Annotated in this window: 16 protein-coding genes and 1 pseudogene; 7 read left to right on the top strand and 10 right to left on the bottom strand. The window is 66.5% G+C overall.

The genetic code is table 11. The annotated features are described in order from the left end of the window. From E4L96_RS01435 to E4L96_RS01425, 3 genes and pseudogenes are all read right to left on the bottom strand, one after another. A pseudogene (locus E4L96_RS01435) lies at positions 1-295 on the bottom strand (hypothetical protein); the annotation flags it as partial. A 21-nt stretch (positions 296-316) separates the two neighbouring features. Next, positions 317-538, bottom strand: a complete 222-nt coding sequence (locus E4L96_RS01430) for a hypothetical protein (protein ID WP_135205459.1) — start codon at positions 536-538, stop codon at positions 317-319. Continuing rightward, on the bottom strand, positions 535-906 hold the full coding sequence (locus E4L96_RS01425; protein ID WP_135205458.1) for a hypothetical protein: 372 nt from the start codon (positions 904-906) through the stop codon (positions 535-537). The genes E4L96_RS01430 and E4L96_RS01425 overlap by 4 nt, the downstream gene beginning before the upstream one ends. A 263-nt stretch (positions 907-1169) precedes the next feature. Between E4L96_RS01425 and E4L96_RS01420 the strand changes: the two genes are divergently transcribed. Next, positions 1170-1547, top strand: a complete 378-nt coding sequence (locus tag E4L96_RS01420; RefSeq protein WP_135205457.1) for a response regulator — start codon at positions 1170-1172, stop codon at positions 1545-1547. A gap of 86 nt (positions 1548-1633) precedes the next feature. On the opposite strand, the gene E4L96_RS01415 is transcribed toward E4L96_RS01420, so the two are convergent. Continuing rightward, a complete protein-coding gene (locus E4L96_RS01415) occupies positions 1634-2251 on the bottom strand; it encodes a hypothetical protein (RefSeq protein ID WP_135205456.1) in 618 nt (205 codons plus the stop codon). A 253-nt stretch (positions 2252-2504) separates the two neighbouring features. Here E4L96_RS01415 and E4L96_RS01410 point away from each other — a divergent pair, with 253 nt between their 5' ends. Together E4L96_RS01410 and E4L96_RS01405 are read left to right on the top strand one after the other, a co-directional pair. Then, positions 2505-3047 (top strand): dihydrofolate reductase family protein, encoded by a 543-nt coding sequence (locus E4L96_RS01410; RefSeq protein ID WP_135205455.1) that lies wholly within the window; start codon positions 2505-2507, stop codon positions 3045-3047. Positions 3048-3181: 134 nt separating this feature from the next. Next, complete coding sequence (locus E4L96_RS01405; RefSeq protein WP_181017566.1) at positions 3182-4294, top strand: alpha/beta fold hydrolase; 1113 nt, start codon at positions 3182-3184, stop codon at positions 4292-4294. Between the two features lie 66 nt (positions 4295-4360). On the opposite strand, the gene E4L96_RS01400 is transcribed toward E4L96_RS01405, so the two are convergent. Continuing rightward, on the bottom strand, positions 4361-5203 hold the full coding sequence (locus tag E4L96_RS01400) for a hypothetical protein (protein WP_229414178.1): 843 nt from the start codon (positions 5201-5203) through the stop codon (positions 4361-4363). A 224-nt stretch (positions 5204-5427) separates the two neighbouring features. Here E4L96_RS01400 and E4L96_RS01395 point away from each other — a divergent pair, with 224 nt between their 5' ends. Beyond that, complete coding sequence (locus E4L96_RS01395) at positions 5428-9135, top strand: CARDB domain-containing protein (protein ID WP_135205453.1); 3708 nt, start codon at positions 5428-5430, stop codon at positions 9133-9135. 65 nt (positions 9136-9200) lie between these two features. Here the strand turns inward: E4L96_RS01395 and E4L96_RS01390 are convergent, their stop codons facing one another. Continuing rightward, entirely contained in the window at positions 9201-10109 is a 909-nt protein-coding gene (locus tag E4L96_RS01390; RefSeq protein WP_229414177.1) for a DMT family transporter, read from the bottom strand. Between the two features lie 111 nt (positions 10110-10220). On the opposite strand from E4L96_RS01390, the gene E4L96_RS01385 reads away from it, so the two are divergent. After that, a complete protein-coding gene (locus tag E4L96_RS01385) occupies positions 10221-11126 on the top strand; it encodes a LysR family transcriptional regulator (protein ID WP_229414176.1) in 906 nt (301 codons plus the stop codon). A 6-nt stretch (positions 11127-11132) separates the two neighbouring features. Here E4L96_RS01385 and E4L96_RS01380 read toward each other — a convergent pair whose 3' ends face one another. After that, on the bottom strand, positions 11133-11525 hold the full coding sequence (locus E4L96_RS01380) for a GFA family protein (protein WP_135205452.1): 393 nt from the start codon (positions 11523-11525) through the stop codon (positions 11133-11135). A gap of 153 nt (positions 11526-11678) precedes the next feature. Between E4L96_RS01380 and E4L96_RS01375 the strand changes: the two genes are divergently transcribed. Both E4L96_RS01375 and E4L96_RS01370 read left to right on the top strand, forming a co-directional pair. Next, positions 11679-12053, top strand: a complete 375-nt coding sequence (locus tag E4L96_RS01375; protein WP_370660717.1) for an ArsR/SmtB family transcription factor — start codon at positions 11679-11681, stop codon at positions 12051-12053. Continuing rightward, positions 12050-12538 (top strand): SRPBCC domain-containing protein, encoded by a 489-nt coding sequence (locus tag E4L96_RS01370; RefSeq protein ID WP_135205451.1) that lies wholly within the window; start codon positions 12050-12052, stop codon positions 12536-12538. Before E4L96_RS01375 ends, E4L96_RS01370 begins: the two co-directional genes overlap by 4 nt. A gap of 25 nt (positions 12539-12563) precedes the next feature. On the opposite strand, the gene E4L96_RS01365 is transcribed toward E4L96_RS01370, so the two are convergent. The 3 genes from E4L96_RS01365 to E4L96_RS01355 all read right to left on the bottom strand — a co-directional run. After that, a complete protein-coding gene (locus E4L96_RS01365; protein ID WP_135205450.1) occupies positions 12564-13457 on the bottom strand; it encodes a LysR family transcriptional regulator in 894 nt (297 codons plus the stop codon). Between the two features lie 25 nt (positions 13458-13482). Beyond that, entirely contained in the window at positions 13483-13836 is a 354-nt protein-coding gene (locus tag E4L96_RS01360) for a DoxX family protein (protein WP_167758564.1), read from the bottom strand. 57 nt (positions 13837-13893) lie between these two features. Further along, on the bottom strand, positions 13894-15099 hold a 1206-nt coding region (locus E4L96_RS01355), incomplete at its 5' end, for an MFS transporter (RefSeq protein WP_135205448.1).

Here is a 15099-nt window from a genome sequence, read left to right as displayed (position 1 = left end):
GCACGACGGACTCCGGCCCGGACGGGCGCTGGCCCTGCAAGGCGCCGCGGGCCAGCGGGAACCATGGATGGCTGCGCGGAGCAGTGCGCGCCAGCCCGTCCGCGCTGAACCCGATGCACAGCGGGGCATCGCCGGTCAGCACCAGCAGCGCGCGCCTGGCGCCGGTCACGTCCACCAGGGCACGCCCGGTCAGGCGCAACACCCGGCTTGGTTCATCCGCCTGCAGCAGTTCGCGCGCGAGGGTCAGGAGTGCCTGGACTTGCAGAAGGGGCTGCGCGGGATCTGTCGGGGACATGGGGAACTCCTGGGTGAACGGTCAGGATGGCATGGGCGTAATGGCTTCCGACAGGGCTTGCTGCGCCGACTCGCGGCGCCGCCGGTCCGGTTCGGACAGCACGCGCTGGATCACGTCTGGCGGCACCAGTTTGTATTCCATGTAGCGCAGCGCCTCCCGCGCATCGCGGACCGCCAGGATGTTCAGCCCGCGCGCGACGGCGTCGGCGGTGAGGGCGTCCCGGCGCCGTTGTCGTTCGGTCATTGGGAGGGACGCTCGTGCGGGGCCGAGGCCGCGGCACCGGTGGCCTCGGCCTGGGCCGCATAGGCCAGGGCCTGGTCCAGGTAGTCGTAGCGGTAGCCGCGATACTGGAACATGCCCTGTTCGTAGCCGATGCCGTACGCCGCCATGCGGGCCCGGTCGGCCGCATCGGGGGCATGCCATTCGGTCCAGCTGTCGGGCAAGGGGAGGGGCTGGCGGGATGCGCGCCGGCCGTCAATGGCGGCATACGCGACGGCGTCGCTCAGGCGGTCGTAGCGGTATTGCTGGTAATGGTAGGCGCGCCCATCGAACCAGATGCCCAGCGCGGAATCGACGAGGGGTGGCACTCCGGTGCACTGCGTGGTACGCATGATCGCTCCAGTGGCGGTGCCTGACAGGCACTGCGGGCCACGGCGTTCTCGGCGAGGACGGCGGGCCGTCGTCCGACTATATACCCTTTCCGGCGGGGGTGTTGGGGTTTCGGCGCCGCGCGCACGCCGGGTTCTTTCAGCGGTCGAAGGAGCCCGCGTGGCGCGCGCCACGGCGCGGCGAAACGGGAGACACTGGATCACGATGCACTCCCCAATTTGGTCAGACCTTTCACACTGGTTTTTCCAGTTGAAAAAGGTCCACCATGCTCACCCACCCCAGCCATAGCAGCAGCGCACGTTCCGAGCGCCGGGTTCTGCTCGTGGACGACAATGCCGACCTTGCCGAACTCACGGCCGAGGTGCTCACCCTGGCCGGTTTCGCCGTGCTGGTCGCCTGGTCGGCGGATGAGGCCATCGAGATGCTGGCAGAGCACCACGTCGATGTCTTGTTCAGCGACATCAATATGCCTGGGGCCAGCGGCCTCGACCTGGCGCGCGCGACGAATGCGCAGCGCCCGCACGTGCGCGTTGTCCTCACGTCGGGCCGGTCCTTTGATGACTGGGAACGAGCCCCGCCCGGCACGGCATTCATCGCCAAACCCTATGTCTTGCAGGATCTGCTGGCGTTGCTGGACGGCTGAGGATCAGTATCCTGGCGCGTGACCATCGGGATGGAGCTCCTGGGATATGGCTGTGCTGCAAGCCGGTCTGCAAGGATGCTTGGCTTTTATGGCACGCTCTGCCGGGGAGACTCGCGTTGCGATACATCGGACGAGATCCCGGTGCGGCGGGTGTCGACCGCGACCCAGTTCACTTCCCAGGTCTGCCCGGCATCGCCGGAATACGCCTGCTCGAAGCGCCACGAAGTGGGACTGATCTGGGTGATGAGAAAGCGCACCTTGATGGCACGGCCATCCAGGGTGTCGTCCCCGTAGAACACGCCGCGTCCGTCCTGAAAGGCACCGCTCATCGGGTTCGTCATCAGGCCGTTCGCCAAATTGGCAAAGTGCAGTGTCCACTGCTGCGTTGCGGGCTGGAACAGTCGCAGCGAGACGCCCGCGATGCGGCCCGCCGCGCCGCTCACGTCGAGTTCCACGATGTTGGCCCGCTGGTTGCCGAGCGGTGACACGACCGTCGTGCCGGCATAGTCCAGCCATTCCGTCTTGCCGCTGAGCGGAGCGCGCAGACGGCGCAAGCGTGTGTCCCACGCGCCGATCTCCCAGTCAAATGCCCGTTGACCCTCGCGCTGCGCCGATAGTCCGGAAGGCGCGGTAGTCGGCGTGGCGCCGGTCCACGCGGGCAACACCAGCGCTGCGCCCAACGTAAAAACCATTAGTGTCATCATCTGTCCGGCCGCTGAACGGCTGTGTGTTCAATGAGGACTCAAGATAGCTGGCGCCCTTCCAGGAGCAAAGAGCCACTCATGCCCATTGGATGGGGCCACGCTTCGTAGTCCTGCCCCGCTGCCAACTCAGGGCCCAGCGAGGTGAATGCGGCAATGAAATCCGGCCGAGACGGAATAAATAGTCGAAATCCTACGGCGCCATTCGTCGGGTTTCAGCAGCGTCTTTGCTGCCCCAACCTGATCGGAGTTATGCATGCGTCCAGTCCAAGCCTTCCTCTTTATATCCGTCGACGGTGTCGTCGAGGCGCCAGAAACCTTTATCCGCCCCGAGCTCTACGAAGAGGTCGATGCCATCCTTGCCGAGATTCTTCCCCAGCAGGATGCTGTCCTTCTGGGCCGCACACTGTATGAGGAGTGGGCCGAGTTCTGGCCCGGTTCCGACATGGAGCCGTTCGCGTCCTTCATTAACAGCTGCCCGAAATATGTCGCCAGCCGCACACTGACCGCCGTGGGCTGGACGAACGCCTCGCTTCTCGGCGGCGACTTGACCCATTCGATCCAGGCGCTGAAGGCCAAGCCAGGCAAGGCCATCTGCGCGCATGGCAGCATCAGCCTTGTGCAATCCCTGCTGAGCCTGGATCTGCTCGACGAGCTCATCCTGGTTCAGACGCCCGCCGTGGTGGGCCGCGGACGCCGCCTGTTCGAGCGGCACGACGGCATGTGCCAGCTTGACCTGGTCCGTGCGAAAACCACCCCATCCGGCCTGCAACTGCTGGGCTATGCACCGCGGCGCTAACGACTTTCAGCGAATCAGCAGGCCCGACCAGCGTCGCCCCCAGCCTTGCTACGACCGCCCGTCGCCGGGTATGGTCGCGACCGGATGTCACCTCATCTCAACCTCAGCGGCTCCGCCGTTATCAAGGACATATTGTGCGTATTGCTTCCACTTTTGCCGCGCTTGCCGCGTGCGTCATTTCGACAGCGGCCCTGGCCGAACCCGCCCCAACTCTGACCCGTTCGACTTTCACGGACGTCGTTCGTGAGCTCCGCCACATTGTCACTCCCCAAGGCGTCGAGCGTCTGGAGGCGGTGCGCATCGGCGGGATTGACCAATACCTGAGCATCCGCGGCGCCGACCGCCGCAACCCGGTCTTGTTGATCGTTCACGGCGGTCCCGGCTTTCCAACCATGCCGATGGCGTGGATGAACACCCGCGGCCTGGAAGAGTATTTCACGGTGGTCCATTGGGACCAGCGCGGCGCCGGCAAGACCTACTTGCTGAATGATCCGAAGTCCGTCGCGGCCACGATGCAGCCGGAGCGGTTTGTGGACGATGCCGAAGAGCTGGTGTCCTGGCTGCGCAAGGACTTGCATAAGGAGAAGGTGTTTGTGCTGGGTACGTCGTGGGGCAGCTACATCGGTCTTGAGCTGGCACGCCGCAAACCGCAATGGCTGCACGCCTATATCGGCATGGGCCAGGCCGTCGACAGTCCGGAAAGCGAGCGCCGCGGCTATGCGTTTGCACTCGACGCGGCCCGGCGGGCCGGCAACCGGCAGGCCATCGCCGAACTGGAATCGATCGCGCCTTATGCCGCGCCTGGCAAGACCATCGAACTGAAGGACATCGCGCTGGAGCGCAAATGGTCCGATCATTTCGGCGGTGTGATGGCTTACCGGACCGGCCAGATCGACGGCATTGCCGCGCGGCTCTCGCCAGACTACGCTGATGCTGACGCCAGGCGCGTCTACGAGGGCAACGGCTATTCCCAGGACTTTCTGTTCAGCCCGGTGCTCAGGCTCGACTTCCAGCACGTTAAGGTTCTCCAGTGCCCGCTCATCATCCTGGCGGGCCGGCACGACCGTTCGGTCAATTCCAACGTGGCCCATGAGTGGTTCGAACGCGTCCAGGCGCCGCGCAAGCAGTTCGTGTGGTTCGAAAATTCCGCCCACGAGATCATGAGCGAGGAGCCGGGCAAGCTGCTGTTGACCCTGGTGCAGAGCGCCCGCCCGCTGGCGGCCGCGGCAGGGGACGTCGCACCATAGCCGCTGACTTCCGAGGGCGCCCAGCGTGACCGGCCGCGCTGGAGCGTGCTCAACCCCGCCGCAGGTCTAACGAGGGGCGCCGGGCAAGGGCACACGCAGGCGCCGGCTCAAACCCAGCGCCTTGATGTCGTCCCCAAACGATTCCCGCAGCAGCCGCTCCTTCAGCCCCGTCGCCTCCGCCTCTTTCAAAGCCCGTTCGAGAATGGGCTGATAGCGCGCGGCAGCAGCCGACAGATAAAACCCGAAATCGGCGGGATACTCGAACAGGAGCCGCTGCTCCACCACCATCTCGGGATGCGTGCGCGCCTCTTCCAGCACCTCGATCACGCCGCGCGGCAGATAATCGACGTGCCGGTTGCCCGCCGCCGCCATGGCAAATATCGTTGGCCACGGCGCCACATGCTCGTACACCGGCAAGCCCGCCGCCCGCCAGACTTTGGCATCGGCCCAGCCTTCGCCAAACCCGGCGACCAGCCCGGTCCGTTTCAAATCGCTCACCGATCGCACTGTCGCAAACAGATTCGCGTCCTCGGGCCGGATCAACAGCACCCGCTGCCCGATCAGGCCATTGGTCAGGCCGACCCGCAGCGGAACGATCCGCCGGTTGCGTTCCTTCTCCTCGGTGATCATGCCGTAGAACAGATTGACATCGCCCCGCCCCAGCATGGCCCACATCCGGCGCGGCGGCAGATCCTTGAGGTAGCGGACCGTGTAGGGCTGGCCAATCAGCTGCAATGACTGTTCCAGCAGCCGAATGAAATACGCGGCGCGTTCATCGGAGGGCACTGCAACGCGCAGTTCAATCGGCGCGGCAGCAGAGGAGGGCGCGCGGGCAGCTGCCGCTGCGTGCGCGCTGGACGCAAACGACACAAGCAGCAGCGATAACCAGAAACGAACGACCGACCGCATCAAAAAAACCTCTTGGCAACTCCGGCGAGATACCGGATTTGTATCTTACAACACCGTTTGCGGACCATCGCCGGACAGCGCGCGGCCGAGTCCGCCCGCCTTTCGCTCCTTTCTGAAGCTGATCTGAACGGGACCTGAAGAATGGGCCGCCCGTTTCGCCGCACAATCGGACCCCGGTTTCGACGAAGCCGCCCAAGCGGAAAAAAACACAAAGGAGACATGTCATGACACTGATGCGGGAGCCTGTACGCCCAGGATTCACCTGGGCGCTCCTCTGGCTGGGCGTGCTTTGCACCGTCCTGCTGGGATTCTCGGCGGCGGCCAACGCCGCTGTGTACCAGGCCGAATCCGGCACCCTGACCGGCGGCGCCGCCGTGCAGACCGACCACACCGGCTACACCGGCACCGGCTTCGCCGGCGGCTTCACGGACGCCAACAAAGGCAACGCGCAAGTGGCCTGGACGATCAGCGCCGCCAGCGCCGGTTCGTACACCCTGGGCCTGCGCTACGCCAACGGCACCGGCAGCGCCCGCACCTTGAGCCTGTACGTGAATGGCACCAAGGTCAAGCAGACCACCCTGAACGCCACCGCGAACTGGGACAGCTGGTCCACCCAGAACGACAGCGTGACGCTCAACGCCGGCAACAACACGGTCGCCTACAAATACACAACCACCGACAACGGCAACGTCAACCTCGACAGTCTGACGACCACCGCTGCCACCACGCCCGCTGACCTCGTCGTGACCAGCGTGACGTGGACGCCCGCCGCGCCGCAGACCGGCAACGCCATGGCCTTCACTGCCATCATCAAGAACCAGGGCGGCACCGCGACGCCCGCCATCAAGCACGGCGTCAACTTCCTGGTCGATGGCGCCCAGGTCGCCTGGTCCGACAACTCGACCTCGTCGCTCGCGCCCGGCGCCTCGGTGACGCTGACGGCGAACGGCGGCCCCGCCGGTGCCACCTGGACCGCAACCAGCGGCGCGCACACCGTGCAGGCCTACGTCGACGACCAGAACCTGATCGCCGAAAGCGATGAGTCCAACAACACGCTGTCCGCACCGTTCACCGTGACTGCGCCGTCCGGCGGCATCGACCTCGTGATCACCAGCCTGAGCTGGTCGCCCGCCAATCCGACCGCGCCCGGCCCCGTGACTTTCACGGCGGTCGTCAAGAACCAGGGGACGGTGACGAAGGCGGCCGGCACCAAAATCGGCGTCAGCTTCACCGTGGACGGCATCCAGGCCAACTGGTCCGACAGTTACACCTCGTCCCTGGCCGCGGGCGCGTCTGTCACGCTGACGGCCAATTCCGGCCCGGCGGGCACCGCTTCGTGGGCCAGCACCGGTGGCAGCCACACGGTGCAGGCCCAGGTGGACGACCAGAACCTGATCACGGAATCCAACGAAAGCAACAACACCAGCTCCGCGACCCTCACCGTCGCCGCCGCGCCCGCCGTCACGAATGGGCTGTACCGCATCCGCAATTACTGGCAGTCCGCCCAGTACCTCTACGAAGCCAACGGCAAGGTCATGTACGGCACCCCGGCCGCGAACGACACCAGCTCCCAATGGGCGCTGGTGGACCAGGGCGGCCACAAGGCGCTCTGGAACGCCGCGACCGGCAACTACGTCTCGATCAGCGGCATCGCCACCTCGGCCGACCCGTTGACGACCACCTACGCCGACCCCGCGCCCAGCAACGTCCTGTTCGACCTGCCCGCCGCCGTGACCTCCGGCTACAACAACCTCCAGAGCGTGGCCACGCCCGCCTGGTACGCCAACATCGAAGGCCTGAAAGGCTTCGCCCAGGCCTACGCCATCGACAAGACCTGGGGCAGCGCGCAGTGGGCGTTCGAACAGGTGGGCTCAGTGCCCGTGCGCCCGGCGGCCAAGCCGGACCTGGTCGTCACCGGCATCACCTGGAGCCCGGCCGTCCCTGCGGCGGGGCAGGCGGTGACCTTCAGCGCCACGATCAAGAACAACGGCCCGGGCGCGACGCCGGCGGGGACCATCAACAAGATCAGCTTCGCCGTCAACGGCACCGCTGTGACCGCGGTGAGCAACTACAGCGCGTCCCTCGCGCCCGGCGCCTCGGTCACTCTGGCGCAGGACACCGGCAGCTGGGCCATGAGCGGTGCGGCGCCAACCGTCACGGCCACCGTGGACAGCAATGCTGCCATCGCGGAGACGGACGAGACCAACAACGCCTTCAGCACCATCCTCAGCACCACGGCCTACGGCGCATCGATGCCGTACACGACCTACGAGGCGGAAGCGGGCACCTACGCCGGCACCCTGATCTCGGGCGGCCGCGCCTGGGGCCAGCTGTCGTCCGAAGCCTCCGGCCGCGCCGCGGTCCAGCTGAGGACGGCTGGCCAGTACGTACAGGTCACCACTACCGCGGCCGGCCAGGGCCTGGTGGTCCGCTACTCGATCCCGGATTCCTCGAACGGCGCCGCCTACGACGCGGGCCTGAGCCTGTACGTCAACGGCGTCAAGAAGAACGACCTGGTCCTGACCAACAAGTACAGCTGGCTCTACGGCACCTGGAGCACCGAAGGCGGCAACAAGCGCTGGTCCAACAACCCCAACGCAACGCCCACCAATCCACACCGCTTCTTCGACGAGGTCGCGGTCGTGCTGGACGCGTCCTACCCGGCCGGCACCGTCATCAAGCTGGTGCGCGAGACGTCCAACCAGAACTTCGCCAGCACGGCCAGCGTGACGGTGGACTTCCTGGAACTGGAGCCGGTCCCCGCGCAGCAGGCCATGCCGTCGAATTTCGTGAGCATTACGGCCTACGGCGGCGTGGCCAACGACGGTATCGACGACACGGCCGCCATGAACTCCGCGATCGCCGCCGTTACCAGTAGCGGCGGCGCCAAGGTGGGCGTGTGGATCCCGGCCGGCACCTTCAACTTCGACACGGGCACCGTCGGCCCGGGCTGGAATGGCACCGGCACCCGCATCTACCTGCCGGCCGGCGTGTCCCTGCGCGGCACCGGCATCTGGACCAGCACCCTGCAAGGCGCCTTCGCGGGCATCTACGCGAAGGGCGGCAACAGCAACCTGAGCGACCTGAAGATCTCCGCGACCGACATCCTGCGCGACGACGATAACGGTGTGACCGGCGCCGAGGGCAACTTCAGCAACTCGACGATCAACAACGTCTGGTTCGAGCACCACAAGGTGGGCGTGTGGACGACCCAGTCGTTCAGCCAGGCAGGTATCGTCACCAACGCCAAGGTGACCAACTGCCGCATCCGCGACACCTGGGCCGATGGGCTCAACTTCCACTACGGCACCAGCAACTCCACGGCCTCCAACAACGCCATCCGCAACACGGGAGACGACGGCATGGCGATGTGGTCGGAAGCCAACCTGGACACGGCCAACGTCTTCCAGAACAACACGGTCCAGTTGCCCGTCATGGCGAACGGCGTGGCGATCTACGGCGGCAAGAACAACGCTGTGAAAGCCAACCTGATCGCGGACACAGTGGACAACGGCGCAGGCATCCAGTTCGGCACCAACTTCGCGCCGCCATCGATCACCGGCACGCTGGAGATCTCGGGCAACAAGCTGCTGCGCACCGGCTCGTACCACCACGACTACAATTACAATATCGGCGCGATCTGGGAGTACTGGGTGGGCAGCGCGGGCAAGATCGCCAGCCCGGTCATCACCCTGACCAACAACCTGATCCAGGACAGCACCTACGCGGCGGTGTTCATCGAGGAGGCGTCGAATGGCGCATCCGTGACCCACACCGGCACGCAGATCGTCAACACCGGCACCTACGGTGTGGAGATCCGCTCGACCGCGAGTGGCGCGGCGACCTTCAACGGCACCACGGTGACCGGTGTACCGCAGGCCCACCTGCAGAACAACTCCAGCAACTTCACGGTCACGGGGACGATTCCCTGAGTGCGTGCGGCAGGCTGTGCGCTACATGAGAACTCCGGCCTCGGCCGGAGTTTTTTTTGCCTGTCTCATTGCTTCCCGCTGCGCGAAGGCTGCGGCAGGCCCGCCTTCAATGCCGTCAAGTTCCAGCCGCGCTGATTGGCCACCACCGCCGCAAGGATCAGCACGATGCCCAGCATTTGCAGCGGACCGAGCACGATCTTGAAATAGACCACGTCCACCAGGATGGCCACCGCCGGGTAGACGAACGACAGCGAGGCGATCATGCCCGCCGACAGACGCTGGAAGGCCGCGTACATGAGGTTGTACATGAGTCCGGTGTGCACGAGGCCGAGAACCAGCAGGCTGGACCATGAACGCCCGCTGTCCAGACCGTGCGAAAAATCGGCCAGCGGCGCCAGCGCCAGCACGCCCAGCAGCAACTGCAGGCCCGCGATCTGGGCTGGAGGGATGCCGCTGAGCTTGCGGGTCGCCAGAGTAGCCACGGCGTACAAGAAAGCGGCCGCCAGCGCCAGGGCCACGCCCATCCACATCCCCGCGCCCGATTCGGCCGCGGCGCCGAGGCCGGAAATCAGCAACACGCCAACGAAGGCGAGTCCCATCCACACCAGCCGGCTGGGACTGGGCGCCTCCTTCTGAACCAGTGCCGCCAGCAGGATCAGGAAGAACGGCTGCACGTGGTAGACCACCGTGGCCACCGAGACGCTGCTGAGCCGGTAGGCCGAGAACAGGCATAGCCAGTTGACGATCAGGGCCGCCGCACCCAGTCCGAGCCAGCCGAGGGCGCGCCGGTTCATCGGCTGCCAGCCACCGCGCAGTTCCAGCCAGGCCAGCAGCGCCATGCTGCCGATCAGGCAGCGGAAGAACACCACCGTCAGCGGTGGCTGGCCGCTGGACAGTACGAATAGCCCGATGGTGCCCGACAGGCTCATCGCGGCCACCATGCGCCATACGCCGCCTCTGGTGTTGGTTGTCATGGCCTGCCTCCCTCATTGTGTATGGGATGACAGTATCGATCCGCCTACCAGCAGAAACAATCCGCTTACAATGCAAAGGATTATTGATTTCAACGCAAAAGTGAGGCACGCATGGAATTGCTGCGGGAGATGGCTGTCTATGCCCAAGTGGTGGACAGTGGTGGTTTTTCGGCGGCCGCCCGGCAGCTGGGACTGACCACCTCGGCTACCAGCCGCCACGTCGCCCGGCTGGAGGGCCAGCTGGGCGTGCGGCTGTTGCACCGGACCACGCGCTCCGTCGCTCCGACCGAGCTCGGCCAGCAGGTCTACGCCGCCTGCAAGCGCATGCTGGGCTCGGCGCAGGAAGTGCAGGCCCTGGCGGGCAGCTACAGCGCCCAGCCGACCGGCGTGATCCGCGTGAGTGCACCGGTAGTGTTTGGCCAGACCTGGCTGGCGCCGCGTCTGCCGGGATTCTGCGCGCGCTTCCCCGAGGTGGACGTGCGGTTGACGCTGATTGACCGGAAGGTGGATCTGATCGAGGATGGTGTGGACCTGGCGATCCGCATCGCGCGTGAACTGGCGCCAGGGCTTGCCGCGCGGCCCCTGTGCGCGATGCGTTATGTGCTGGTGGCGGCGCCTGGCTATCTGGCGACGCACGGCGCGCCCGAGACGCCGGAGCAACTGGCGGCCCACCGCTGCACCCATCTCGGCTACGCGCCCTTTGGGGACGATTGGACGCTGCAGCGGGACGAGGCGCGGGCGCGGGTGCGCGTGCCAGCGCGCGTTACCATCAACAACAGCGCCGCCATCCTGGCGCTGGTGGAGGCTGGCGGTGGCATTGGGCTGGTGCCGGAGTTCACCGCGCATGCGGCGCTGCGGGACGGGCGCGTCCAGCAGGTGCTGCCGGACTGGTCGTTCGGCGAGCCCTACACGGGCGCCGTGCACGCGGTCTACCTGCCCGGCAAGCACCTGCCCTTGAAGGTGCGCGCCTTCATCGACTATCTGGTGGCCGCCCGGGAGGAAGGCGAGGGCGCCTGACGGCGCTCAGTCCTCGCGCCGCCCCGAGCCGGGGCGGTCGCGTTCGTAGAGATGGGCGACTCCGAACGGTGGCAGCCAGCCCTCGCGCCGGATGGTCCAGCACTCGTAAGTCGGCGTGAACTGGCTGGTCCCGTCCAGGCAGCCGAGGTTGATCTCGATCTCGTCCCCGCTCCCCGCAAACAGCGCCGCGCCGCACTCCGGGCAGAAATGCCGGTCGCGGAAGTGGCGCGTGTCGCCCTCCACCGTGAACCCGGCGCGCGGAAAAATCGCGAACGCCTGGAATACCGCGCCGTGATGCTTGCGGCAGTCGAAGCAATGGCACAGCCCCACGCGGTAGGGCGCACCCGTGACCGCAAGTTGCACCTTCCCGCACAGGCAGCTCCCCGTATGTCGCTCCATATTCGCTCCTCAGTCATCTGATGACGCCGCCGAGTATGCCAATCCGGCCGCGCCAGTGGCGCGCAAAAAATCAATACTTAGGCATTGACCTTAGTATTGTGCGGTGCTAGCATCCCTTCAGCTCAGGTGAGCAAGCAATCGAGGGATGCCGACATGGTCCAGGCCGACATGGTTCAAGCAGCAGCAATTGCCAACAACGTCTTTCACGCGCTGTCGAACGAAACCCGGCGGCAGATTCTGGAACGCCTGGCGGCCGGGCCGGCCACGGTCATGGACTTGGCGGAACCGTTCGACATGAAGCTGCCGTCCTTCGTGCAGCACCTGTCCGTGCTCGAAAAGAGCGAACTGGTCGCCTCGACCAAGCAGGGCCGGGTGCGCACCTATGCGATCGCCCCGGCCCACTTCCAGGTGGCGGAAGACTGGTTGAGCCAGCAGCGCAAGCTGTGGGAAGCGCGGTTCGACCGGTTCGATGACTACGTACTGGAACTCAAAAACAAGCAACTGAAAAAGAAGGAGGAGACAAAATGAGAAAGACTTTCGCCGTGGATCCGAAGATCGACTTCGTCATCGAACGCTTCATCGACGCCCCCAAACACCTGGTGTGGGAGGCGCTGACCAAGCCTGAACACCTGGCCCGGTGGTACATGCCGCGCGAGTGGGGCCGCGTGGCCAAGTGCGAGATGGACGTGCGCCCCGGCGGCATGTTCAGCATCGACATCGCCGTCGGCGACGGCCGCGAATTCCCCAACCTGGGCTGCTTCGTTGAGGTGATCCCGCAGGAGCGCCTGGTCTGGACCTCGATGCTGTTCCCCGGTTACCGCCCGGCCGTGTTCGACGACGTACCCATCACCGCCATCGTCACCATGGCGTCGGAAGGCAGCGGCACCCGCTACGTCTTCACCGCGCTGCACCGCGACGAGAACGACTACAAGGCCAACATGGAGTCCGGCTGGGCCGAGGGCACGAAGATCGCGGTCGACCAGCTGGTGGAGCACGTGCTGTCGCTGAAGTGATTCAGCATGGCGCTCTGGGCGCGCGTCAGGACGGCGCCACCGTGAGCACCCCGGGCAGCTCGGCTGCGAGGTAATCCACGAGGGCCCGCAGCCGCGGGCTGTGGCGCATATCGGCGTGAAAGCCGAGCCGCAGGTCGAGCGCCGGCTCTGGCTGCGGGGCCGGCAAGTGGACCAGTTCCCGATGGCGCGCCGCCAAGGGCCGCGGCAGGTGCCCGATGGCGGCGCCGTCCAGGGTGGCCGCCAGCACCGCATGCATGCCGTTCGCGCCCAGCGCCACCCGCGCCGCGCCCAACACGGAGCGGAACCACGCGTCGTGCAGCCAGGTCTCGTCCGCGGTCTGCACCAGCGCGGCAAAGTGCCCGCGCCCGCCCGTGCTGAAATCCGGTGCGCCATGCGCGGCGAGGTACGCGGGCGCCGCGTACAGCCCGTAGGCCACCGTTGCGATGCGCCGCTGCACCATGTTGTCCTGCTCCAGCTGGCGGAAGGCGATACTGACGTCGGCTTCGCGCGCGGCCAGGTTGAAATTCCGCTCGCTGCTCACCAGCCGCACCGCCACCTGCGGATGCTGCTGCCCAAAGCGCGCCAGCAGCGGCGCCAGTACGCAGTCGCCCAGCCAGTCGATGCTCGTGACCAGCAGCTCGCCCTGCAGCTGTTCGTTCTGTGCGACCAGCTTGCGCAGCACGCCCTGCGCCGCGGCGTCCATTTTCTCCAGCTCTTCGGCCAGCGCGGTGCAGGTAGGCGTCGGCCGCAGGCCATAAGTATCGCGGTCGAACAGGCTGGTACGCAGGCGGTCTTCCATGCCCGCGATGCGGCGGCTGATGGTGGGCTGGGTCAGGCCGAGCGCCCGCGCGGCGCCGTTCAGCGATCCATGGCGGATCACGGCCAGCAGGATGCGCAATTCGTCCCAGTCCACGTCCATTCAGCGGTGCCTCCTTGGGCCGATGCTAGATCGCGGCTGCCAGCAGCAGGCCTCCGCACACCGCAATATTACTGAAGAAGGCGTTTTCAGGCTGCGTGCGTTCGCGCCCGGTCAGGTGCCAGAAGTCCAGCAGCGTGATGCTGGCCGCGGCCGTGAACCCGATCAGCAGGCCCGCGCTGACGGCGCGCGTGGGCGCGAACAGCAGGCCGATGCCCGCGACGATCTGCACCAGCGAGCCGGCCGCCAGCAGCAATGCTGGCGCTGGCCAGCGCCGCGCGCGCAGCATGCCGGCGACGGCACCGAAATGCATGAAGTGCACCACCCCCGCGCGCACGAACATCAGCGCAAGGCACAGCAGCCCCAAATTCTGCAACGTCATCGTGTTCTCCCTTGTCGGCCCTGCTGCCATTATCCAGACGGACAGCGGAGCGGGGGATCAACGATTTTGCATACCGGGTCTGCGTGGGCTGAAGTGCTCCTCGATCTCCTCCAGTGTGCGGCCCCTGGTTTCGGGGAGCAGGAACACCACGGCCACCAGGTACACGATCGCGAACACGGCGCCCGCCGCGAACACCATCGCGTAGCCGTAGCGCCCGACCACCGGCAAGAACACGGCGGCCAGGGTGGTCGACACGCACTGGTTCACGAGCAGCGCGACGCTCATGCCGTTGGAGCGGATCCGCGTTGGCATCAGTTCCGAGAGCGCGAGCCATACGCACACGCCCGGGCCGATCGCGAAGCCCGCCACGAACAGGCAGATGGCCGTGGCCACCAGCCAGCCGTGCGACTCGGCCGGCACACCTCCCAGCCACGCCTGTTCGATGCGCAGCGGCGCGAAGCGGGCCGCATCGGGATCGGGAAAGGGGTTGAGATGCAGCGCACGCATGCCGCGGCCCAGCACGGAGTCGGGCTGCACGGCGTCTGCGCGGCGGATCGACAGCGTGCGGCTACCCGCTTCGTCCGACCGCAGATGCGCGACGTTGGTGAAGTCGCCGTAGGCATAGGCGATGGTCAGCTGCACCGGTCCGGTCGACGTGGGATGCAAGGCCGCCAGCCGCTGCGCGTCGAGGGTGAAAGTGAGCGCATCGGCCTGCACCTGCGCGGCCAGCGCCGCCTGCACGTCCTGTCTCTTGCCCTCCACGCCACCGAACAGCAGCGCGGCCGCCACCAGCGCCACCGCCATCAGGCAGCAGCCGAGGGACAGCAGAAACTTGCGGCCCTTGCGGTCCACCAGCACGACCGCGATCACCGTGACCAGCATGTTGAGCACCTTCAGGCCCACGTCCGCACCATTGGCCATCGCGCCCGGCAGGCCTGCCTCGTGCAGGATCGTCACCACGTAGGCGAGGATGGAATTGATGCCGGTGGCCTGCGTCAGCGCCAGGATCAGACAGGCCAGCAGGAAGGGCCACACATAGCGGCGGCTCAGCAGGCTGCCGCTGCCCGCCGCCTGCGCCGCCGCATGCGATGCAGGCTGCATGTCGGCCAGCTCGGTGTCCGCATCGTCCGCGCTGCGGGTGCGCAGCAGGGCCACCCGGGCGCCCGCCGCGTCGCCCCGGCGCATCAGCCAGCGCGGGGACTCGGGCAGCCGCAAGCTCCCGGCGGTGAACAGCACACCCGGCGCCAGGCAAAGCCAGAAGAT

Origin of the sequence: Zemynaea arenosa, assembly GCF_004614185.1 — a bacterium.
GTDB classification, from domain to species: Bacteria; Pseudomonadota; Gammaproteobacteria; order Burkholderiales; family Burkholderiaceae_D; genus Telluria; species Telluria arenosa.
Note: the sequence above shows the minus strand (reverse complement) of the source record. Positions and strands in the feature narration are given on the sequence as shown.

What these genes read in the sequence shown, in the direction of transcription:
- E4L96_RS01395 (WP_135205453.1), top strand. Translation starts at nt 5,428, where the DNA reads ATGACACTGATGCGGGAGCCTGTACGCCCAGGATTCACCTGGGCGCTC.
- E4L96_RS01380 (WP_135205452.1), bottom strand. Translation starts at nt 11,525, where the DNA reads ATGGAGCGACATACGGGGAGCTGCCTGTGCGGGAAGGTGCAACTTGCG.
- E4L96_RS01370 (WP_135205451.1), top strand. Translation starts at nt 12,050, where the DNA reads ATGAGAAAGACTTTCGCCGTGGATCCGAAGATCGACTTCGTCATCGAA.
- E4L96_RS01390 (WP_229414177.1), bottom strand. Translation starts at nt 10,109, where the DNA reads ATGACAACCAACACCAGAGGCGGCGTATGGCGCATGGTGGCCGCGATG.
- E4L96_RS01385 (WP_229414176.1), top strand. Translation starts at nt 10,221, where the DNA reads ATGGAATTGCTGCGGGAGATGGCTGTCTATGCCCAAGTGGTGGACAGT.
- E4L96_RS01415 (WP_135205456.1), bottom strand. Translation starts at nt 2,251, where the DNA reads ATGATGACACTAATGGTTTTTACGTTGGGCGCAGCGCTGGTGTTGCCC.
- E4L96_RS01375 (WP_370660717.1), top strand. Translation starts at nt 11,679, where the DNA reads ATGGTCCAGGCCGACATGGTTCAAGCAGCAGCAATTGCCAACAACGTC.
- E4L96_RS01420 (WP_135205457.1), top strand. Translation starts at nt 1,170, where the DNA reads ATGCTCACCCACCCCAGCCATAGCAGCAGCGCACGTTCCGAGCGCCGG.
- E4L96_RS01410 (WP_135205455.1), top strand. Translation starts at nt 2,505, where the DNA reads ATGCGTCCAGTCCAAGCCTTCCTCTTTATATCCGTCGACGGTGTCGTC.
- E4L96_RS01360 (WP_167758564.1), bottom strand. Translation starts at nt 13,836, where the DNA reads ATGACGTTGCAGAATTTGGGGCTGCTGTGCCTTGCGCTGATGTTCGTG.
- E4L96_RS01425 (WP_135205458.1), bottom strand. Translation starts at nt 906, where the DNA reads ATGCGTACCACGCAGTGCACCGGAGTGCCACCCCTCGTCGATTCCGCG.
- E4L96_RS01365 (WP_135205450.1), bottom strand. Translation starts at nt 13,457, where the DNA reads ATGGACGTGGACTGGGACGAATTGCGCATCCTGCTGGCCGTGATCCGC.
- E4L96_RS01430 (WP_135205459.1), bottom strand. Translation starts at nt 538, where the DNA reads ATGACCGAACGACAACGGCGCCGGGACGCCCTCACCGCCGACGCCGTC.
- E4L96_RS01400 (WP_229414178.1), bottom strand. Translation starts at nt 5,203, where the DNA reads ATGCGGTCGGTCGTTCGTTTCTGGTTATCGCTGCTGCTTGTGTCGTTT.